The sequence below is a fragment of the Enterovibrio qingdaonensis genome (assembly GCF_028683135.1).
Classification (GTDB): domain Bacteria; phylum Pseudomonadota; class Gammaproteobacteria; order Enterobacterales; family Vibrionaceae; genus Enterovibrio; species Enterovibrio qingdaonensis.
Map to the genome: position 1 here is coordinate 50,069 of NZ_JAJUBB010000017.1, position 20,915 is coordinate 70,983.

A 20,915-nucleotide genomic window follows, 5' to 3' on the forward strand; every position below is an offset into this window, starting at 1 on the left:
GGGTTTACGCTCTGCCATGGTTAGAGGAACTCGTCCGCACCACCGCTGCTCAACATGATCTCGCCAGCATCGGCTAGGCGTCGAGCAACAGATAGAATCTCTTTCTGCGCAGCTTCCACATCGGAAACGCGAATTGGCCCCATGGCATCCAAGTCGTCTTGCAACATTTCTGCGGCACGCTTGGACATGTTTCTGAAAATCTTGTCTCGCAGTCCATCCTCTGCACCTTTGAGTGCCTTTTGAAGTGCTTCTTGAGGAACATCTTTGAGGATCGCTTGGATACCGCGGTCGTCCACTTCTGCCAAGTTGTCGAACACGAACATAAGATCCTGGATTTGCGAGGCCATCTCTTCGTCGTTTTGGCCAATTTGCTCCATTAATGCCGATTCCAACGCATTGTCCATGTAGTTCATGATATCGGCTGCAGCCTTCAAGCCGCCAATCTTGGCCGCTTGCGCACCCGCTTGACCCGCAAACTGTTTCTCCATGATCTCATTCAACTCATGCAATGCCGCAGGTTGAACTTCTTCAAGGTTAGCAATACGCATCACCAAATCGAGCGCATCACGCTCTGCAAATTGCGTCAGAATTTCGGCGGACTGCTCTGGTTCCAAGTAAGACAATACAATGGTTTGAATCTGAGGGTGCTCGTTGATGATAATCGACGCTACCTGACGAGGATCCATCCACTTCAGTGAATCCAGACCTTTTGAGCCGCTACCCAACAAGATTTGGTCAACAAGGTTTGTCGCTTTATCTTCACCAAGTGCCGCAATAAGCGCATTTCGGACAAAGTCTTCACTGCCCATACCAATGGCCGTGAATTTCTGAATATCTTCAAGAAAACCGCGATGGACAGCTGCCACTTTTTCTTGGTTCAAATCTGCCATCTGTGTCATTGCACCACCCACCTTTTGAACCTGCTTAGGCTCTAAGTGGCGAATAATGCTCGCAGCATCTTGCTCGGTTAAGCTGAGCAACAGAATCGCAGCTTTATCAATACCCGACAGTTGGCTGATATCGTATTCAGCACCTGATTTATTGTCGTCGTCTTTAGCCATCTTCACTTACCCAGCTTTTCACTACCTGAGCCGCAAGGTCAGGTTCATTTGCCACCAGTGCACGCACTGCTTTCAACAAGTCTTCATCTTTATGTAAATCAGGCAGGTTGAGGTTTGAGGAACTCATCGAGAAGTTGCTCGAACCATCCAGTTCCGCACCAATCAGGCCAATATCATCGTCAGGGCTAAGCGGTAACCCATCTGGTCCCATCATCTCGCCATTTGGCCCCAACAATGCATCGTCGTCTTTGTTTGGATTGAGCAGTTTCGACAATGCGGGCTTGATCAAGGCAAACACCACCACAATGACAACCAAGGCGGCGGCAAGCCAACGCACCCAATCGTTAAAGTTTGGATGTTCCCAAATCGGTACTTCGCCGATAGATTCAACTTCTGGCTCTACGAATGCCACCGAAATTACATCAAGGATATCGCCACGCATCTCTGAATAACCCACACCACCGATAAGCAATCGGCGAATTTTTTGCAATTCTGCCTCTCCGACTGGCGTTCTTACCATTTCACCAGATTCGGGATTCACCCCAGTGATGTAATCCACAGCAACAGATACCGTTTGGCGAGCTACCGTTCCGGTTTGAGCGCGGCGATGGCTGATGGTGGTGTCGAGTTCATAGTTACGGGTCGCTTCTCGGCTTAATGAACCTTTGTCACCCGCGCCACCATTTTTCAAATCTTGAATATCTTCTGGAATGGCGGAGTCTACAGGCGGTTGGTTACTTAAGGCTCCAGGCACACCCGCGACATAATCGGTGTTGTTGTAATTTTCACGCGTGTATTCGCTGCGCGTTGAAGAGGTCGCTGGATCGAAGCGCTTGCGGGTTTCCTCAATCGCGCTGAAGTCCATCGTGACATCAACTTGCGCGGTGTAGTTACCTAGGCCAAGAACGGGGATCAGGATGGAGTCAATTTTTTCACGCAACGCTTGTTCTTGTTTGCGCTCTAACTCGTATTCTTTTCGGCGTTGCGACGTCATCGGGTCTTCACTGCCCGAGCTTAATAGTCGTCCGTGTTGATCCGTAACAGTCACACGCGAGGTCTTCAGGCTAGGCACTGCTGAAGCGACCATGTCTACGATGGAGTCAACCTCTTCTTGGCCCAATTGGGTGTTACCCCTGACCGTCAAGAAAACCGTCGCAGAGGCCTCTTGATTGTGACGAACAAAAACACTTTGTTTTGGCATTGCCAGCAACACGCGGGCCTTGCTGACGGCACGAATTTTCTCAATAGCGGCAGCAAGTTGACGCTCGCGACTCAGCTTCAATCGTTCACGTTCAAGTTGTTGGGAAACGCCAAAGCCCATGTCTTCGAGAAGGATATCATCACCTTCTTCGCGCGCTGAGTTCAGCCCTGCACGGCTAAGATTGAGCTTAATGGTTGAGTATTCTTTGACAGGCACGCGAATGGTATTCCCATCAAGCGCGTATTCGATTTTTTGTTGATCTAGGTGGTCAAGAACCGGGATCAACTCTTCTGTTTCGTATGTGCCCAGTGGACGCATCTCGGGTTCTTGCACCCAGACAAATAACAGCGCAATAAGGGATACACAAATGGCAACCGCTGCTACTAATATGACCTGACGCGCAATGTCCATGCCGCCCAACACCCCTGAAGATGGCGTAACGTCTCTTTCCATCAAGTCAGGATCGGACATCGCACCCCCGCCATCTGAAGCGATAGGCAGAGCCGATGCATTGTCTGCTAAGGCTAATTGCGTGTTATCAGTGTCTTCTGCCACGAGCTAGTACCTACATTAAACTGGCATGTTCATTAGTTCTTTGTACGCTTCAACCAGCTTATTACGTGTTTGAATAGTCGCTTCAAAAGCAACGCTGGACTTGTTACGTGCGATCATCACATCAGACAAGCTCACACTTCGATCTCCCTGATCAAAACGCGTTTGCAGATCACCTGATGCTTTCTGTAATCCGTTTACTGAGTTGATTGCGCCGGAAAGGAGTTCACCGAAATCTTGGGACACTTGCTGACCGGTTGCGGTACGCGCTGTGTTTTGCGCCTCCAGTGCCATCGTCTGCATTTCATGCTGCATTGCATTAATTTTCATGGGTCGTCCTTACTGTCAAAACTTTGGCAACTCGCACCATTTCTGGCTCTTAGGCTTATCTGGTTACTATTTATGCAATTAGCAAGCCAACAATTATAACGCACTAAGACGATAAAAAGCAGCCTATAACGACGCTCTAGGAAGAAGTGATGACTCGATTTATCTGAGTCATCACACAATGCGCCATACGTTTAAAGGTGAAAGGTTATTGAGGAATATCGATGCCCGCGTCGCGCATTTTGGCAAGCTTGTAGCGCAACGTTCGAGGACTGATCCCTAACCGCTCTGCCACATCTTTACGTCGCCCTTCACACGCACGGATGGTGTCGAGAATGATTGCAAACTCTTGCTCGCGAAGTTCTCCGCCAAGACTCTCTGATGCTGCCACATTCGAAACTTTCGATGGCATCGCTTGTGGCTGAATTTGTGGCGTCGCAACATCAACATTTGATACCAGTGACTGCAAACTGCCCGCATCTTGCCAATCAAGACCTTCGAGCAGTATGTCTCCTGCCGCGATAGTCCCTTGCTGGCAAAGGATCAGCGCACGTTGCATCACATTGTCCAATTCACGAACATTACCTGGCCATGGATATTGAAGAAGCTTTTGTGAAGCTTGCTCATCAAGCTCAGGCGTTCCATGGCCCATTTTACTGCAATGACGCTGAAGTAAATGTTTCGCTAACGGGATGATATCTCCAGGTCTTTCGCACAGTGGCAACCAAGAGATTGGGAAAACGTTGAGACGGTAATAGAGATCTTCTCGGAAGTTGCCTTCCTCGACATACTGGCGAAGATCGCGGTTACTGGTTGCCAATACACGAACATCTAACTTAATGCTCTTGCGGCTGCCCAAACGTTCAACTTCCCGCTCTTGGAGCACGCGAAGTAATTTCGCTTGCAGCGATAAATCCATCTCACTGATTTCATCGAGAAGAATGGTGCCGCCCTGCGCTTGTTCAAACTTACCAGGACACGCTTGTACCGCCCCTGTGAATGCCCCTTTCTCGTAACCAAAAAGTGTAGCTTCGAGCATGTTTTCGGGAATGGCGGCGCAGTTGATTGCGATAAACGGGCCATCTACACGGAGAGACTGGCGGTGAATGTGTCGAGCCATGACTTCTTTACCTGAGCCACTTGGCCCCAAAATCATGACGTTAGCATCCGTTTTCGCCACTTTGTCTGCAAGCGCAATCAGAGCATGACTTTTAGGATCAGCAACAATGGCATCAGTGTTTTCCGTTTTAACCGGCGCATAGCGGCTGATCATATTAAGTAAAACTTCTGGCGCGAATGGCTTAGCCATGTAATCCACTGCGCCTTCTTTCATTGCTGCAACTGCATCTTGAATGTTCGCGTACGCGGTCATCAAAAGCACAGGTAACTTAGGATAATTTAGTTTTAGGTTTCTTAGCAGCCCCAAGCCGTCCATGCCTGCCATCTGAACATCAGAAACGACAATGTCGACTGATTCATTCTTCAAGATAAGCAATGCTTGTTCAGCACTGTCTGCTTCCACCCATTGGTAACCCGCCAATGCCAGAGTGTCGACTAACGCTTCGCGCAAGCCTTCATCATCTTCAACAATCAATACTTTGCTCTGGTTCATTATGCTTCTCCTGATACCTTGTCTCGTACAGCATCGCTATTGTTTGCCAGCGGCAAACTGAGAGTAAAACACGCGCCTTGGCCCGGCTTTGATTGCAATGTCAGTCTGCCTTTGTGCGCATGACTAACCATTTGTACAACAGCAAGACCAAGGCCTGTTCCTTGCTGTCGGGTGGTAAAGAAAGGCTCTAAGATCTTACTTTGCAGTTCTTCCGCTATGCCTGGCCCGTTGTCGGCAACGGACAGAAACAGTTGATCGCCGATGGCTCGTGCATCAACGACAACCTTGCTGTTTTTACCGGAGACTTGAATAGCATTAATGACAAGGTTCGACAGTGCACTTGCCAACGCATTGACGTTCCCAAGCAAAGTGTGTGATTCATTGTCACAATTGATTTCGAAGTCGATATTTTGACTGTTAACAAGTGCCTCAACCATGGGCTCAAATTCATTCAGCAAATGCTCTAACGTGAATTTGTCGACGACTTTGTTGTCTCCCCCCTTGGCAAACAACAGCATATCATTCACTTGTTTTTCAAGGTCATGCAACCTGTCCACCAGCTTCATCTGAAAGCGCTGTCGGGTTGGTTGATTGAGGTTCGGTGCACCGAGGTTTGCCGCATAAAGCAGCGCACTCGATAAAGGCGTCCTTACCTGATGTGCTAACGATGCCACCATTTTACCCAATGACGACAGTCGCTGGAGATCGCTCACACGTGACTGCAGTAGACGGGTTTCCGTCATATCAGTGATAAGGATGAGCTGGCCCGACTCAGACGCAGAGATCGCCAGCTTCACTTTTCTGCCGTCTCTTAATGACACTTCGTGACCGTCGTCTTCTCGCGGTGAAAACGCACGGTTAATCACGTCAACCCAACGGATGCTTTCCAGCGGTTCCCCTAACAGGCGATACGCTTCTGGGTTGGCCTCTGCAACTTTCCCGAATGGGTCCAGCAATATAACGCCAGCAGGCATTACATCCAGAACTTGCTTATAGCGGAGAAGTTGCTGGTCCATTGTTCCCAGCGGTGAGTCGTTGGCTTCCATTGTCGTTTGCTTTTGACCTAGTCGATTCGATACTAAGCCAGTATTAGCAGATAATGTGCCAACAATTAACCATTAAAATTCAATATGTTAACCGAAGACACAATAAAAAAAGCGAAGTCATTTTTTTGACTTCGCTTTTTTTCTGGGAAAAGATCCTGCGATTAGGCAATATCTTCTTTGTTCAATCCGTACTTTCTCATCTTCTCGACGAGTGTGGTTCTGCGCATGCCCAACATGTCTGCTGCACGTGCCACGATACCGACTTGTGCTTCGAGTGCCTGACGGATCATGTCGACTTCTAAATCTGCCAACATTGCTTTTAAATCAACACCTTCTGGCGGAAGACCTGTCGTAACAGGATTGCTAAAGCCTGGCATATCTTCTTCCGGTTCATCCATTGCGAAAACTGCATGCAGAGCTTCGCGCTCCAACTCCTCAGCATCTTCATAATGATTAAACACTTCAGGCTGAAACTCAGGAATATCGCTATAACGATATTTTTTTGGCAGTCGATTAACGTCAACCATTTGTCCCGGATACAAAATCACCAAGCGCTCGATCAAGTTTGCCAATTCACGTACGTTTCCTGGCCACTCATGCTCCATAAGCGAAGATATTGCACGAGGTGTAAGGTGAACTTGATTTCCGCCTTCTGCTTCCAAACGCGCCATGAGCTCTTGGATTAAAAGCGGTGTATCTTCAATACGCTCTCTTAGTGCAGGCATTTCAATTGGGAAAACGTTGAGTCGATAAAACAGATCTTCTCGGAAAGAACCATTTTCTATCATGACATCAAGATTTCGGTGAGTCGCAGCCACGACACGAACGTTTGCTTGAATCGTCTTATTGCCGCCGACACGCTCAAAACAACGCTCTTGAAGCACGCGCAACAACTTAACCTGCATTGGCTGTGGCATATCACCGATTTCATCAAGAAATAGCGTGCCACCTTCTGCAAGCTCGAAGCGCCCCTTACGCGAAGAAATCGCACCGGTAAACGCCCCCTTTTCATGACCGAACAATTCACTTTCTAAAAGTTCTGGTGGAATCGCGCCGCAATTAACTGGAACAAATGGGCCTTTTCCACGCTGAGAATGATAGTGAATATTTCGAGCGACAACTTCTTTACCGGTACCAGACTCGCCAAGAATCAATACACTGGCGTCTGTACCTGCGACTTGTTCAATCAAATGACGAACTTCGCTTATTGCATCGCTGCGACCGACCATGCTTCGGAATAGCGTATTTTTTCGACTAAGTTGTGGAATATTAAATGCGTGCTTGCCGGAGAATTCCTGACAATGGCGAAGTGCATCTGCCATTTGTGGATAATTTAACGGCAATTCAAGTTCGCCAACAAAATTTGGCAAACCTGATAAATCTGTTTTGTGTTTAGACAGTGCAATAACCGGGATGTGGTTATTTATTGCCAGGCTATCAAGAACCTGAGACAGTCTTTGGGGTGAATGAATATTACCCAGAAAACAAGCCCCCTCTGCTTGCTTCCAGTGCGAATCGTTTAGCTCAATGGTTGAACATAGCAGGTATTGCTCACCAATAAACTCCAAGATAACGCCTAAATCGTGACGAAATTTTTCATCATCCTCGATAACAAGAATCTTCGTTAAACCTTGCATGTGTGAGATATATCTGCCCCAAAACCATCTTTATCGTCCACGCAATGATACCGCTGACGACAGAATAATCCAGCTATTGTAATAGTTGAATGTTATATAGCAACCAGAGACACAATAAAGCTGTGACTCCGGTGCCAAGACAGATCAAATTGTAGTGAATCCTGAGGGGAATTATGCGTCTGCTTGAGTGATATTGTGATATTCGGCGGGTATTTGATCCCACGCTGATTTAATTTCGCGCAAAATATCAATCACATCATCGATTGGTGCATCGAGATTATCGCGATTCGCCATCGTAACTTGTCGGATCATAAAATCATAAAGCGCATCAAGGTTGGTCGCAATTTCGCCACCATCTTCCATCGACAAACACGTTCTTAGGCTAATGATAATATCAAGAGCTTTACCCAAACGTTCGCCTTTGACGGCAATATCGCCCTGCAGCATCGCTGCCTTGCCTTGAATTAGACGCTCAATTGCGCCTGCCATCAGCATTTGAATCACTTTGTGTGGTGATGCTGCAGATAACTGGCTATCAACCGACACTTTTTTGTAGGCCTGAAGTGACCCTCTCATACCTTTCCTCACCTACTCGAATTTTTTATAAATTTGCACTGACTTACGCCCTTTAATAAGGTGACTGGCCTGAGCTGCAGTACGATCACGATGATTCTTAATCACATTAACAAGATGACGGGTTCGCTGCATTGCGATCCCCCAAGCCTCTTGTTCAGGCTTCTCCGGCAAATTCGTGATCTCTGCCAGACATTCCTTTCTTTCATTCAATAACCGTGCCATGTCATCAAGATTTACCTCTTCATGACCTAGTACAGCTAATAATTGTTCGTCTATGCGTTGCAGCTCAGCAAGGTTCGACATTGTTCACCCTTAGGCTGGCATGATATTCATCATCGCAGATAGCTGACCTTGCATCTCTGCCATTGCGTTATCCATGGCAGAAAACTGTTTCAATGTCCGATTTTCTAAATCTTCCATTCTACGATCCAGCTTCTCTTGCTCGTCTTGTAAACGTGTTCTCTGCTCACCAAGGCTCGACTCTCTATTTCGAATCGCCCCACCAGCTCCAGTGAAATTTTGAACAACTTCTTCAATTTTGCGGGCGAAACCTTGGTTACCACCAAAGAACCCTTCTAGCGCAGAGAAGTTTTGCTTTAACTGCCTATCCATCATGGAATGATTGATTTCCAATCGACCTTCCATGGTGGTGGCAATGCCCAACTCACTTAATGTTTTCAGCGAATCAGACGCACCCTCAATCGGTGTCGTAAACAATGTGCGCATTTGACTGACTGCGGATCGTATCACCGTATCGCCAATTAAAGGCCCACCTTGTTGGGTATCAGGGTCATACTTAGACAGGGCTTTGGTGACTTGGTAAAACGCATTGTACGCATCGACAAATTCTTCCATTGCCGCTTTTACCGTCGCTCTGTCTTCATCCACCTTAACGGTAACCGGACCAGATTCCACCGTTGTCAGCTTAGACACCGAAATATCAACGCCACGAATTGCATCAGAGAATGAATTCGAGTCACTCGAGACAGATGCCAAACCATCAATCAAAATGCGAGCATCTTTTGCTACCTGCATTTCGTTCATATTGTTCGTAGGACTGACCGGGTCGTAAGCAAGAGCCTCTAAGGGGCTACCAGGTAAAGCCGCTACACCAATACTAATCTGGTTCTTTTCACCCGTTTTGTCACCACTGAAGATCAATCGTGCGCCACTATCATCATTAATGACCGAGGCTTGAATACCGGGGTTGGAAGGATGCGCATTGATCGTTCGAACAATATCAAGCAAAGAACTTTTGTCCTGCTCAATATCAATGGTGGCTGAGCGACCACCTAGATTCAGCGTCAGTTGTCCTGCACCAAAATCCTCATCAGCATCTAAGCCTTCGGAAACCAGCTTGTGGGACTGTGCGAGTTGTTGAACATCGATGGAATAAACGCCAGTTGCGGCAAGGTGGGTAGCGGATGCAGAGACGGTTTCTTCATTACTAGAAACCGTACTCCGCGCCGCGAAGGTATTGTCACGACGAAAGTCATACATCAAATCTTTCATCGTATTGAGGGAAGTTTTGAGCCTACCGTAAGCACTGATGTTAGTTTCAACATCATTCATGTTCTTAACGATACGCTCTTGTTTGGGCGCGCGCTCTGCCTCAACAATTTTGTTGACCATGGAAGTAATATCCATGCCACTGCCAAGGCCCGTTGCACTCAAACCCATTTTGTCTTCACCTCAGTTATACCTTTTCTACAACAAGCCCCCTCGAATGAAGAGACAATTGTTGTGCCAGCTCGAGCATTTCTTTCTCAGGAATCTGTCGGATAATGTCACCACTACTCATTTCATAAACAGTGACGACGTTTCTTCCAGATGCCTCATCGAGTCGAAACGACAAGCCTTTGTTAAAGGTAGACACAAACTCATCCAGTCGCTCAACCAGCACCTCGAGCTGTTCTTGCTGCATCTTTCTCGAGTCTTCCAAACGGTTCGCTTGTTCTACTCGACGTTGAGACAGCTTTTCAACATTCTCTGCCATTCGCTGCTGGTTTGTGATTTCGGGTTGAGTCCCCTCCACAGAACGATTACTGCTAGCAACTTTCGTGCCTGACTGTGGAGTCACTTGAGACAGGGATGACGTTGAAACGGATGTTATGTCCATTGTTGTTCACCTCCTGTTAGCTGTTGACGGTGAGGGGCAAGCTCACCGTCACATGGCTAATTCTCTATTAACCTAACAGGCTCAGTGCAGCTGACGGTGCTTGCTTCGCTTGTGCAAGTATAGACGTACCAGACTGCTGTAGGATCTGAGATTTAGTGAACTGGGTCGTCTCTTTCGCAAAATCCACATCACGGATTCGGCTGTTAGACGCGCTAACGTTCTCGTTAACGTTGTCCAGGTTAGCAATTGCGTGGCTTAGACGGTTTTGCTTCGCACCCAACTCTGCACGGTGAGAGTCGATGTATTGCATCGCGTTATCAATCAAACCAACCGCTTTCTGCGCACCACCTACGGTACCAACATCAACGTTTTGAATGGTTTCATCAACTTTAGTTGCACCCGAAATACCCAGAGACGCAGCCAGTGCACCCGCAAATGTTACGGTAGAGCCCGCTGCCGCAACAACTTGTAGTTCGCCGTCTTCAGTTACAGACGCAGACACTTTGCCATCTGCCTGACCGTTAATGTACGTCGCTACTTCTTCCACGTCATCGCCGCCTTTTGCAGCAATGTTCAGATCCAAAGAGTTGCCATCAGCATCAACCACTTTGATATCCAGTGACGCACCCGCTGTTGCAGTCCAAGCTGCCATATCACGGCTTGCGGCTACAGACGCTTTGTAGGTTGCACCACCCATTTTGGTTTCGTCAGCACGGATGTTTTTGAATTCCATCATCACGGCTTCACCGGCGTCAGCACCAATTTGGAATGCTTTCGTGCCGAATGTGCCGTTCAGAAGTTTCGCACCACCGAAAGACGTTGTTTCCGCGATACGGTTCAGTTCGTCTTGCAGAGCAACAACTTCTTCTTGGATTGCAACACGCTCTTGGTCGCCATTCGCGCCGTTAGCTGATTGCAGAGACAAGTCACGCATACGCTGCAGGATGTTGGTGGATTCTTCCATCGCACCTTCAGCAGTTTGTGACATTGAGATACCGTCGTTTGCGTTACGAACTGCAACGTCTAGACCACGGCTTTGTGAAATCAAGCGGTTAGAGATTTGCAGACCTGCTGCATCATCCTTTGCACTGTTGATACGGAAGCCCGAAGACAGGCGCTCCATCGACGCATTCAACGAGTCAGTTGAATTGTTCAAGTAGCGCTGAGCGGTCATTGCAGGCACGTTAGTGTTTACTGTAATAGCCATAACTATTCTCCTTTGGTACTAAGTCCGGCTTCCGCCCAGCAACCCAGGGAAAACCAGTTATAAATCTCTCACAACCCATGTAACGGCAGCTTCGGAAAAACCTTTACAACTTTTTTCCCGTTTTTTTTACAGCGTGTATTTCAGAGGAAATTTTGCTGTTGCCGCATGGTCCTATGGATTGTTTTCGCCTTAGAAAAGAAAAACTTTAGTGACAAATGACATTTTTCTTTCGAGAAGCACTAACGAGGAAAGGGAATAAAAATGGTTCTACGGTAAGAAATGGTCTGAAGAGCGAGAAACGACGGTACTTTCGGGGATTTTCAGGCATAAAAAAAGCGGCAATCAGTTGCCGCTTTTTTCGATATTTTAATCGGTTATTGAAGCAGATTAAGTGCCGCTTGAGGCAACTGTTTCGCCTGTGCCAATATCGATGTACTCGCTTGCTGCAGGATTTGACCTTTCGTAAGCTCCGTCGTCTCTTTAGCAAAGTCGGTGTCACGAATTCGACTATTAGACGCAGACACATTCTCTTGGATATTCGAAAGGTTACTGATGGTGTGGCTTAATCGGTTTTGTTTCGCACCAAGATCTGCACGCTGGCTATCAATATACTGCATTGCAGAGTCAATCACGCCCACACCCATCTGTGCACCGCCGACTGTACTGACGTCAATGTCCTGAGCTGTTTTATCCGAACCTGCACCAGACGCAATACCTAACGATGTAGCGAGAGAACCGCTAAACGTCACACTACCACCAAGCTTGTTTTCTGCGACAAAGAGCTGCAACTGGCCATTTTCGGTTACTGACGCCGTTACGGCTTCATCCGATTGACCATTAATGTAGGTCGCAACCTCTTCAATGTCGTCACCTACCTTGGCTGAAATATCAAGGCTAATGGTTTGGCCGTCTTTGTTCACGAACTCGACGCCAAGTGTTGTCGCACCTGACACTTCCCAACTGGCAGACATTTGCGCCGTACCGACAAACTCTTTGCCACCCATGCGGAAATCATCTGCACGAATACTGGTGAGTCCCATGATGATCGCTTCACCTGAATCGGAACCAATCTGGAAAGCTGCTTCACCGAATGAGCCATTGAGAAGACGACGTCCACCAAACGCTGTTGTTTCAGCGATACGGTTCAATTCATCTTGCAATGCGGAAACTTCTTCCTGAATAGCCACACGCTCATCAGGACCGTTCGCACCATTCGCAGATTGTAGTGACAGATCTCGCATACGTTGCAGGATATTGGTAGATTCCTGCATTGCACCTTCCGCTGTCTGAGCGATAGAGATGCCGTCATTCGCGTTACGCATTGCGACATCTAGACCACGAGTTTGCGCAATGAGTCGGTTTGAGATCTGTAGACCAGCAGCATCATCTTTTGCGCTGTTGATCCGACTACCAGACGACAAGCGTTCCATCGACGTATTGAGATCGTTTGTCGACTTGTTCAGGTAACGCTGCGCAGTCATCGCAGACACGTTGGTGTTAACTGTTACACCCATTTTGCTCTCCTTTGACTTTCGCGTTTTTGCGAAACAGCCTACCCGCGACAAACATGTCCGATTGCGAAGCGGGACCAGCCTTCAGTTCGTTATCAGGGTCAGTATCCAGCATTGCCGATACCTCATGCCCAGATATATACAATTAGCGTGCCAATTTTTATTGTTCTTCAATTTCAAGCACTTAGCCAAATTGCACGCAGTGATATTTTCCAGAGCGGCAAAAAAAACACCACATTTTTGTTTAAGACGGCAAATCAGATCCTCTGATCCTGCCTCTTCATAAACATAGCATTACTTCTCAAAAATTAGATAGATGCACAGTAAATAAAACAAAATGTCTGCCGATAAGCTGTAATAAGGGGGACTCTAACCCTGCTAGAAATCAGCATTACGGCACGGTATTTGCTGGCTTTACAGCGATATTTAACTGCAAACTTTAAGCCACAACTTAAAACGGATTATCTATGACCAATCCCTCACCGACGAACGAGAATGCAATGACATTAGAGCAGGCATTTGAGCACGGTATCTCTCTCTACCAACACCAAAAGAAAAAAGAGGCACGTGAGGTTTTCGAGCAAATCCTTTCACATGCACCAGAAGCTGTGCCGGTGCTGCAAGTGCTTGCCGTTATGGATACTGAGGATGGTGCATGGCAAGTGGCAATTGCCAAGCTAGACAAAGCGTTAACTATTGAACCCGGTAATGCATCACTGCTTTTTGATAAAGCCAGTGTGCTGACACAATATGGTGTAAACAAAGAAGCTTTGGACATCATTGATAGCCTACTCGCCGTTGCCCCAGATCACCAAGAGTTACTGACAATGCGGCAACAGGTTACCGCTGCATCCGGCAAGTTGGGCGAAAGTCGCCGCACGGCAAAGTACAAAGCCGCGAGCCAAGAACAGAAAAACAGCGCATTAGGCAGTGAAGTGACTGAAACACTCAATCTTGCCAAACAAATGCTGACGTCAAACAACATCGACCAAGCCAAGCAGCTTTATCAAGCCGTCATTAGTGTCGCTGGTGATGTACCTGAGGCACTGTTAGGGCTTGCGCGTGTTCACATCCAAGAAGACAAGCAGGCATTGGCGTACCAAACACTCTCTCGGGCGGCGGACCAAACTGAACCGAATAAAGACATTTGGGTTTTACTTTGCCATACCGCAATCAAGATTGAAGATTACCGAGCAGCCAGAGCACATTGTCAGTTCTCCCTGAAGCAATGGCCAGAAGACCCCATTCTTTGCCGCTTGATGCTACTTAGCTACCTCAAAGAAGAAAAATGGCTCGAAGCGTATCGAAGATCAAAAGAATACGTTCGCTTGTTCCCAAATGACGCTGACATTCGTTATCGCCTGGCCAATGCAAGTTTTAACCTGCTCAAGTCTCGACATAACTTCACACCTGAAGCGATTAAAGAGTGTCAGGGGCTTATCGAATCAGCGAGCGAGATTGCAAAAGACAAAAGCAAGCTGGATTTGTCTCGCTATCTGGCGGAGGTGCTTTGGTACAAAGGTGAAGCACGAGAAGCTAAGGCCCTTCTTGAAGCCTATATGGCACAATATCCGGATGATGTGGACTCAGGCTTTAACTCGAGCTTTGTCTATCGCTCACTCGAAGAGTGGGATGAATACTATCGTACCAATGAACTGGGTATTGAAAGCGGTAAGCGTCTAAAGTACCGCGGCGATATTCCGCAATGGGATTTAACCAGACCCAAAGAAGACGTTGTATTGGTTATGCCAGAGCAAGGGGTTGGTGATGAACTCCTGTACCTACACAACCTAGATATCGTGTTGAACAACTGCCAAAAAGCATACGTTGCATGTGACCCGCGCTTAGTCACATTGGTACAAGCCTCTTTCCCTGACGTTCACACCATTCCTATTACACGTTCAGACAATCAGGATATCCAAATCCCTGAATCGGTATTGAATGAAGCAAATTCTTGGATTGCTGGTGGTAGCCTTGCCGCTCTCTGTTACCGCGAGTACGGCCGCCATGTTTTCCGTCCAGGCTACATTCAATTGCCCGCGCCAATTACAGCGAAATGGAAAGTAGCGTTAGATAAAGTGCGACAAGCCAACCCTGGCAAACCTCTTATCGGTATCTGCTGGCGAAGCGGCTTAGCCGCGGCATCTCGAAACATGCACTATTTGATCGCGGAAGAAACGGCGCATTTGCTCAAGCAGTTACCTGATGCCGTATTTATTAACCTGCAGTACGGCGAATGCAAAAAAGAGCTGGAAAAAATGGCGAAGCTAACAGGGACTCGCGTACTTCAATTAGATGGATTGGATCTTCGTGGTGACTTTTGTGGCACTGCCGCTGTTATCGGTGAATTAGATACAGTGATCACGGCGGGCACCGCCGTCCACCGACTCACCACCGCCGTCGGTACGCCTTGCCACGTGTATTTCGCGGGTACCAACGAGTCCGACTTCTCCTGCCCTCGTGAATTGAGTAATGAAAAAGAAATTGGGTATTTCTATCCGCCTATGATGGAAAACAAGTACCCGCTACTTGAGTCGATGGCGACAAACATTAAGCGGATGCTTTAATCACCACACAACAACGAAAAGGCCAGCGTTTGCTGGCCTTTTCTTTATACTCGCTCGGTGGCGAAGTTTTCCGACTCCCTCGCTTTTTCTCTGCTGAGGGAGACTGTCAGCAGCAAAAGTGCTGACACTCCGGCAAACATCATCGCAATCATCACATAGTGGTAACTGTATAACTCCGCAATCATCCCTACAGTCAAGCTAGACATCAGACTTGCCACCATCATGCTATTGTTGAAAAGCGTCGTTGCCGTCCCCATCTGATTTGGCATTTTATTTTGAATCACCACCATCCCCAAACTCGCGCTGATACCCACTGAAAAGCCATTGAGAATTTGCAGTGCATACATTTGCCACAACTGCTCCGCATTAAAGAGCAATACGTAAAACACACACGCTATTGATGCACTCAGCACCATGAGTTTTTGAGGTGCGATCTTGATGGCCCACAGTCCCGCGAACACCATAATTGGAATCTCCAAAAACGCTGCCAGTCCCAACAATTGGCCTGCAACAGACCCGGAAAGCGAGAGTTCCTTAGTGACATAGAGGGGAATAGTGATGACATACATGTTGTTTGCCCAAAACAACATGAGCACAGCCCCCAAATACATCGGTACACCGGCAATTTTTCGCCACGGCATTTTTTTAACAGTCGCCCGCTCCCCTGCCTTTTCTCCCGCGTTCTGAGTTGTAAACGGCGAGGTGTTAAGAACAACGATGACAGACACAGACATCACCAGAGCCGCAAACAGGAACGCTCCATTGAAGCCAATTATGTCTTTGACGATGAAAGCAATGGGAGGCCCAATTACCCATGCAAGTGACATCATTGCGCGCATCAAAGACACGAAAATCGTGCTGTTTTCTCCAAGTTTTTGGTCCGCAAACTCTCGACCCAATGCAAACGTTTGTGGCATCGCTGCGCACGAAACACTGAAGACAAAAATCGTCACCACCAGTGCCAGATAGTAGTTTCTGATGAAGACAAAGAGCAGCATGGTCACGATAAATGCGGCCTGAGAAAGCGCAATAATGCGTCGACGCTCCCACCCATAGTCAGACAAGGTCGCAAGAAGCTGAGAAACGAATACGCCACTGACCACCGATAACGCGAGGTAAACCCCCATTTGTGAAGGGGACGCGCCAAGTCCATCGATAACAAAAAGGCTCATTAGCGGCATAAAAAAGCCGCCGCCTAATCCAGCAAACAAACAGATAAGCAGGTAACACAGCGGCTCTTTTCTGACTAAAAAGTGTAAGTAGCTTTTCATTTTCTCTCATTCTCCTTTCAGATTTGCATATCAAACCTGATGGGTATTCGTAGTGCAGTGAGGAGAAGTGTAAAAACTAAACCTTGCTTTGTGTGATGATCATCGGGCAACCACTGATACTTTTCTGTCATTTTCTTCCATATCAATGACATTACTAGTAAAAAGAGAGGGTTATACGAAAGGATAGAGATACCCAATGAAGCCGATGATTGAACCCATAGACAAAGATGTGAGCCCCAATTGGCATTTCGCCGACTACTACTGCGATCATTCAAAAGACTTTGTTCACTGTAATTGGCACTATCACAGTGAACTGGAGCTGGTGCTTTATGTCGATCCGCATTCTGTTAGTGCAGGCAAGCTCATCATGGATGACTATGTCGGAGACATTACCGATCAAACTGCGTATCTAGTGGGGTCTGGGATCCCCCACATGCTGACAGGCAGCTCGATTGCAACAAAAGATAAAGCAAGCAGTTCTCACATCATGTGGCTTGATCAAGACTGGTTACACAAAATGATAGATAGCGTTCCTGCGCTATCTTCCGTCAACGATTTACTCGTACGAGCCCACAAGGGGCTTAAGCTTTCCCCCGTCGTTGCTCAACAACTTTTTGCTCTGATGGACGGTGCTTGTCGACTCAAACCTTCGGCGCAGTTCCTGCGTGTTGTCGAAATTCTTTTACTGCTCAGTGACGATAAGAATGCGGAAAGCCTGACATCTCGTCCGTATTGCCTGTATGTCGCCAAAGACACGCCAATTTTGGATAAGTTAGAAAAAGCGCAGCAATATATTGCCGACCACTACAACGAACCGATTACTGTTCAGCATATTTGCCAACACTTACACATGAGTGAAAGTTCGGTGTATCGCATGTTTGAAAAGCATTTTTCTAACAGCTTTTCAGAACACCTAAAACGTTACCGGTTAGGGAAAGCCAGTGAACTGCTGATCCGTTCTAACATTCTCGTTTCCGTTGTATCAGAACGGGTGGGATTCAGTAACCTTTCCAACTTTAACCGCCAATTTAAAGCCGCCAAAAGAATGACACCAACCGCATTTCGTCAGTTATTTGGATAAAAAGAAGGGAAGAAAAAGGGCAAGGTATCGCCCTTTTTATTTGGCTTAAATGTAATTAAACAAACTCAGATCTTTGGTTTTCGCAAACGCTTGTTGTGACGCTTGCAACGCGAGCATGTTTTCGTTCATGTCGATAACAGCAGTCGAGTAGTCCAAGTCTTCCATCGTGCCTAGGGAACGGTTTAGTACCAACTTGAAGTCTTTGTGCATACTTTCTTGTCGGTCAAGCGTCGTCAAACGTGTCCCGACTTCTGACCGCGCTTTGTTGAGGTGTTTAAATGCAGCGGAAAACTGCTCGGTGACTTGGTGCAATTCAGCCGTTGCGGAAGCATTGAAAATACTTTCATGAGATAGGTCGATGCCTTTTTTAAATGCATCAAACACATTAAACGTATCTTGGCGGTCCAAAACAATGCGGTCACCGTCTAGCATCTCCCCTTCAAAACTCACGCTTAACGTGCCAAATTGCACGCCATTTTGTGGGTCGTAAACCCCTGAGCTCACGACATTGCCGTCTTGTGTCAGCTCATATTGGGTCTGTCCGTTGCCATCAACGTTAAAACTCACCGCATACTCAGAGGCATCGGCGTTGTTCGTATTTGTCGCTTGAGACATCAACAACAAGGACCCATCTTGAAGATCGTACTCTGGCTGATAATCACCAAAAGGGTTTTCGATTTCCATGAAAACCTGATCACCTGGATCGCTCGTTTGTACTTCAACCGCTGGTGCAACTTGCGCGGTTCGATGGTAGCTGTCACCGGCATAACGCACATTCAGCGCGCTGTCGCGGTAGAAAGGTTGCTTGCTCGACTGTGTGCCGGAAAACAAGAAGTTGCCCGATTCATCTTTGGCATTCACCAAGTTCATAAAGTTATCGTACAGACCTTTTAAATCTTGGCGGTGTGCCGTTCGGTCATCTTCTGATAACGAACCGTTGATCATTTCCATGCTTTTTCGTTTGGCACTGTCGATGAGCTGTTCAGCATCATCAATAGCAATTTCGGCACGCGTTTGACGGTTTCTCGCCAAGGTAATGGAATCAACGTACTGATCGAGTTGCTTGTCTTGCTGACGAAAGTTTTGAATGTAGATTGATGACACAGGGTCATCCCCTGAGGTCAATACACGCTTGCCCGTCGCAAGTTGATCTTGGTTGTCCTGCAACTTCACCTGCTGGCGCATCAGGTCATTAGACACTGATTGGTAATTGTGAAAACTGGCAATACGGCTAATCATCACTCAGATCCTTTATCGGGTTGCATTCAGCAGAGTTTCAAACGTTTCATTGGCCGCGGTCATAATGCGTGATGACGCCATATAGGCTTGTTGAAACTTCATCATATTGGCCGCCTCTTCATCCAGGTTTACCCCTGAAATTTCGGCCACGCGTCCTGCCGCTGCGTCATGCTCTACGCGACTTACATCTTCGAGCCGCGCGTACGAAGCTTTCTGAACGCCAAGGTCGGTATTTAGCCCTTCGTAAACGTCGATTAAGCTTGAGCGTCCACCATCCATCAGCTTCATCGTCTGCAGTTGCTGCATACGAATTAGGTTTCCGTTCTCACCATCTGCAGGCTTTAAACTCACCGCAAAAATGTCTTCAGGGGCTGCTCCCCCGGTCAACTCAAACACCGTTCCATTCACATTCACAGGAGTGCTTGGCGGATAAGCTTGAGGAGCAACGAGAATATTGCCTTTCATATCCAATACGGCGAATTGGGAGGCATCAGGCGAAATAGCAACTTGAAACTCTTCTTGTGCACCGGGCTGCAACACTTTCAAGTTACCTTGACCTGTTAACACTGATTTTGAACTGACGTAGCTTTGCGCGGCGATCTTCGCTGGGTCTTCCATTGTGACCGTAATTTGGCCTGCACCTTGTCGGACAGGACGAACAATGACGCGCTCACCTGCCGCCAAGCCCGCATCAACTTGAATTCGAAGACCGTCATATGAAATTGAAGGCGGTGTTCCAGACGGCGTCACAGACACGGTGTTTTTTTCAGGATCCACCAAGGTGTACTGACTGCCGTCGTATTTGAGTTGATAGTCGCCTATTTTCAGCTTAGATAAGTCATCGATATAGACTTTCAGATCAGCGGTAGAATCTGGGCTAGTAATGACACGATCTGCCGCAATTTTGTCGCTATTAAAGTCAACAAAAATGTCCGCCCCCACATTGCCCGCCAAATCATAGCCTTGTGACTGGAGCTCATTGATGGACAGCGCGAAGCCTGCCGCAAGGCGACCAAGTTCATCGCGCGCTTGCCCTAAGGTTTTGTCGCGATACTCGAACATCGCGCCCAACTTACCGCGAATATCGGCGTTATCAATAGGTTTTAAGGTTTTGCCTTCAACCAATGCCAGACGACGTTTCTGATGATCTGGCACACCCGGCACCGTTCTAAGCTCACTTGAACTAAGCCCCGATACTAGGTTATGGCCACTACCAATGATGACGTTATACAAACCATCATCACGCTGATTAATACTGACTTGGGTGAACTCAGACAGTTCATTGATAAGGCGCTGATGTCTGTCCAAGAGATCGTTGTCTACCGCTTGGCTTTTCAACATGGCCTTATGAATGTCCACCAGCTCACGACCTATATCATTCATCCTGGTCAGCGTGGCATCAATCTCGACGGAGGTATCCGACTCTTGTGCTTGAAGCATGGTGTTAATGTCATTTAGCCCCGAAGCAACCATGCGCGATTTTTCCAATACAACCTTTCGCGCTCCCATGTCGCTTGGGCTATCGGTCAGGCCTTTTACGGCACCGTAGAATTCGTTCATGTTCTCAGGAATTTTTTTCGCTGAGTGCGACATCATGTCATCGAGCATGGTGAGTTGGCTGTTACGTGTTTGCGAGTGAGACAGAGCGGAAGTGGAAATGTTGAATTCGTTGACCGCAAATTTGTCGTAGTTACGGCGAACAGATGCCGCATGCACGCCATGGCCCCATTGGTTCGCGGACCAATAGGCGGAGTCGTTGGCACGCTGTTCAACGGACTGACGGCTATAACCTTCAGTGTTCACATTCGAAATGTTGTGACCCGTTGTATTCAGCTGCCGCTGTGCTGTCAAAACGCCCTGAGAACCGAGCGTCAGCAGATCAAACCCCATTCTGCCCCCGTGTGCAAC

Annotated in this window: 18 protein-coding genes; 2 read left to right on the forward strand and 16 right to left on the reverse strand. The window is 47.5% G+C overall.

What is annotated here, in order from left to right; all coding sequences use genetic code 11:
• Positions 1-20: 20 nt before the first annotated feature.
• The 13 genes from fliG to LRP49_RS19095 all read right to left on the reverse strand — a co-directional run bounded on the left by fliG (position 21) and on the right by LRP49_RS19095 (position 12,964).
• On the reverse strand, positions 21-1,061 hold the full coding sequence (gene fliG, locus LRP49_RS19035; RefSeq protein ID WP_274144001.1) for a flagellar motor switch protein FliG: 1,041 nt from the start codon (positions 1,059-1,061) through the stop codon (positions 21-23).
• Entirely contained in the window at positions 1,054-2,817 is a 1,764-nt protein-coding gene (fliF, locus tag LRP49_RS19040; RefSeq protein WP_274144002.1) for a flagellar basal-body MS-ring/collar protein FliF, read from the reverse strand. The genes fliG and fliF overlap by 8 nt, the downstream gene beginning before the upstream one ends.
• Before the next feature lie 15 nt (positions 2,818-2,832).
• Positions 2,833-3,144 (reverse strand): flagellar hook-basal body complex protein FliE, encoded by a 312-nt coding sequence (gene fliE / locus LRP49_RS19045; RefSeq protein WP_274144003.1) that lies wholly within the window; start codon positions 3,142-3,144, stop codon positions 2,833-2,835.
• A 205-nt stretch (positions 3,145-3,349) separates the two neighbouring features.
• On the reverse strand, positions 3,350-4,753 hold the full coding sequence (locus LRP49_RS19050; protein ID WP_274144004.1) for a sigma-54-dependent transcriptional regulator: 1,404 nt from the start codon (positions 4,751-4,753) through the stop codon (positions 3,350-3,352).
• Positions 4,753-5,799: a sensor histidine kinase gene (locus LRP49_RS19055; protein ID WP_274144005.1), complete on the reverse strand. Its 1,047-nt coding sequence runs from the start codon at positions 5,797-5,799 to the stop codon at positions 4,753-4,755. The genes LRP49_RS19050 and LRP49_RS19055 overlap by 1 nt, the downstream gene beginning before the upstream one ends.
• A 161-nt stretch (positions 5,800-5,960) precedes the next feature.
• The gene (locus tag LRP49_RS19060) at positions 5,961-7,436 is read right to left on the reverse strand and encodes a sigma-54 dependent transcriptional regulator (RefSeq protein ID WP_274144006.1); all 1,476 of its coding nucleotides are present in this window, start codon (positions 7,434-7,436) and stop codon (positions 5,961-5,963) included.
• A 171-nt stretch (positions 7,437-7,607) separates the two neighbouring features.
• On the reverse strand, positions 7,608-8,012 hold the full coding sequence (fliS, locus tag LRP49_RS19065; protein WP_274144007.1) for a flagellar export chaperone FliS: 405 nt from the start codon (positions 8,010-8,012) through the stop codon (positions 7,608-7,610).
• Positions 8,013-8,024: 12 nt separating this feature from the next.
• On the reverse strand, positions 8,025-8,315 hold the full coding sequence (locus LRP49_RS19070; RefSeq protein WP_274144008.1) for a hypothetical protein: 291 nt from the start codon (positions 8,313-8,315) through the stop codon (positions 8,025-8,027).
• 9 nt (positions 8,316-8,324) lie between these two features.
• Positions 8,325-9,692 (reverse strand): flagellar filament capping protein FliD, encoded by a 1,368-nt coding sequence (fliD, locus tag LRP49_RS19075; RefSeq protein WP_274144009.1) that lies wholly within the window; start codon positions 9,690-9,692, stop codon positions 8,325-8,327.
• A gap of 16 nt (positions 9,693-9,708) precedes the next feature.
• The gene (locus LRP49_RS19080) at positions 9,709-10,131 is read right to left on the reverse strand and encodes a flagellar protein FlaG (protein WP_274144010.1); all 423 of its coding nucleotides are present in this window, start codon (positions 10,129-10,131) and stop codon (positions 9,709-9,711) included.
• A gap of 67 nt (positions 10,132-10,198) precedes the next feature.
• Entirely contained in the window at positions 10,199-11,338 is a 1,140-nt protein-coding gene (locus LRP49_RS19085; RefSeq protein ID WP_274144011.1) for a flagellin, read from the reverse strand.
• 374 nt (positions 11,339-11,712) lie between these two features.
• Positions 11,713-12,852, reverse strand: coding sequence for a flagellin (locus LRP49_RS19090; protein ID WP_274144012.1), 1,140 nt, complete (start codon positions 12,850-12,852; stop codon positions 11,713-11,715).
• Positions 12,836-12,964, reverse strand: a complete 129-nt coding sequence (locus LRP49_RS19095; protein ID WP_274144013.1) for a hypothetical protein — start codon at positions 12,962-12,964, stop codon at positions 12,836-12,838. Before LRP49_RS19095 ends, LRP49_RS19090 begins: the two co-directional genes overlap by 17 nt.
• A gap of 352 nt (positions 12,965-13,316) precedes the next feature.
• On the opposite strand from LRP49_RS19095, the gene LRP49_RS19100 reads away from it, so the two are divergent.
• Complete coding sequence (locus LRP49_RS19100; protein WP_274144014.1) at positions 13,317-15,416, forward strand: tetratricopeptide repeat protein; 2,100 nt, start codon at positions 13,317-13,319, stop codon at positions 15,414-15,416.
• A 44-nt stretch (positions 15,417-15,460) separates the two neighbouring features.
• On the opposite strand, the gene LRP49_RS19105 is transcribed toward LRP49_RS19100, so the two are convergent.
• Entirely contained in the window at positions 15,461-16,687 is a 1,227-nt protein-coding gene (locus LRP49_RS19105) for a sugar efflux transporter (protein ID WP_274144015.1), read from the reverse strand.
• A 196-nt stretch (positions 16,688-16,883) separates the two neighbouring features.
• Here LRP49_RS19105 and LRP49_RS19110 point away from each other — a divergent pair, with 196 nt between their 5' ends.
• Positions 16,884-17,768 (forward strand): AraC family transcriptional regulator, encoded by an 885-nt coding sequence (locus tag LRP49_RS19110; RefSeq protein WP_274144016.1) that lies wholly within the window; start codon positions 16,884-16,886, stop codon positions 17,766-17,768.
• Between the two features lie 45 nt (positions 17,769-17,813).
• Here the strand turns inward: LRP49_RS19110 and flgL are convergent, their stop codons facing one another.
• A complete protein-coding gene (gene flgL / locus LRP49_RS19115) occupies positions 17,814-19,007 on the reverse strand; it encodes a flagellar hook-associated protein FlgL (protein ID WP_274144017.1) in 1,194 nt (397 codons plus the stop codon).
• A gap of 12 nt (positions 19,008-19,019) precedes the next feature.
• Positions 19,020-20,897, reverse strand: a complete 1,878-nt coding sequence (gene flgK / locus LRP49_RS19120) for a flagellar hook-associated protein FlgK (RefSeq protein WP_274144018.1) — start codon at positions 20,895-20,897, stop codon at positions 19,020-19,022.
• Positions 20,898-20,915: the final 18 nt, after the last annotated feature.

Bases quoted from the DNA above. Each gene is read 5' to 3' on its own strand.
- fliG (WP_274144001.1), bottom strand. From the start codon at position 1,061: ATGGCTAAAGACGACGACAATAAATCAGGTGCTGAATACGATATCAGC.
- fliE (WP_274144003.1), bottom strand. From the start codon at position 3,144: ATGAAAATTAATGCAATGCAGCATGAAATGCAGACGATGGCACTGGAG.
- LRP49_RS19050 (WP_274144004.1), bottom strand. From the start codon at position 4,753: ATGAACCAGAGCAAAGTATTGATTGTTGAAGATGATGAAGGCTTGCGC.
- LRP49_RS19055 (WP_274144005.1), bottom strand. From the start codon at position 5,799: ATGGAAGCCAACGACTCACCGCTGGGAACAATGGACCAGCAACTTCTC.
- LRP49_RS19060 (WP_274144006.1), bottom strand. From the start codon at position 7,436: ATGCAAGGTTTAACGAAGATTCTTGTTATCGAGGATGATGAAAAATTT.
- fliS (WP_274144007.1), bottom strand. From the start codon at position 8,012: ATGAGAGGGTCACTTCAGGCCTACAAAAAAGTGTCGGTTGATAGCCAG.
- LRP49_RS19070 (WP_274144008.1), bottom strand. From the start codon at position 8,315: ATGTCGAACCTTGCTGAGCTGCAACGCATAGACGAACAATTATTAGCT.
- fliD (WP_274144009.1), bottom strand. From the start codon at position 9,692: ATGGGTTTGAGTGCAACGGGCCTTGGCAGTGGCATGGATATTACTTCC.
- LRP49_RS19080 (WP_274144010.1), bottom strand. From the start codon at position 10,131: ATGGACATAACATCCGTTTCAACGTCATCCCTGTCTCAAGTGACTCCA.
- LRP49_RS19085 (WP_274144011.1), bottom strand. From the start codon at position 11,338: ATGGCTATTACAGTAAACACTAACGTGCCTGCAATGACCGCTCAGCGC.
- LRP49_RS19090 (WP_274144012.1), bottom strand. From the start codon at position 12,852: ATGGGTGTAACAGTTAACACCAACGTGTCTGCGATGACTGCGCAGCGT.
- LRP49_RS19095 (WP_274144013.1), bottom strand. From the start codon at position 12,964: ATGCTGGATACTGACCCTGATAACGAACTGAAGGCTGGTCCCGCTTCG.
- LRP49_RS19100 (WP_274144014.1), top strand. From the start codon at position 13,317: ATGACCAATCCCTCACCGACGAACGAGAATGCAATGACATTAGAGCAG.
- LRP49_RS19105 (WP_274144015.1), bottom strand. From the start codon at position 16,687: ATGAAAAGCTACTTACACTTTTTAGTCAGAAAAGAGCCGCTGTGTTAC.
- LRP49_RS19110 (WP_274144016.1), top strand. From the start codon at position 16,884: ATGAAGCCGATGATTGAACCCATAGACAAAGATGTGAGCCCCAATTGG.
- flgL (WP_274144017.1), bottom strand. From the start codon at position 19,007: ATGATTAGCCGTATTGCCAGTTTTCACAATTACCAATCAGTGTCTAAT.
- flgK (WP_274144018.1), bottom strand. From the start codon at position 20,897: ATGGGGTTTGATCTGCTGACGCTCGGTTCTCAGGGCGTTTTGACAGCA.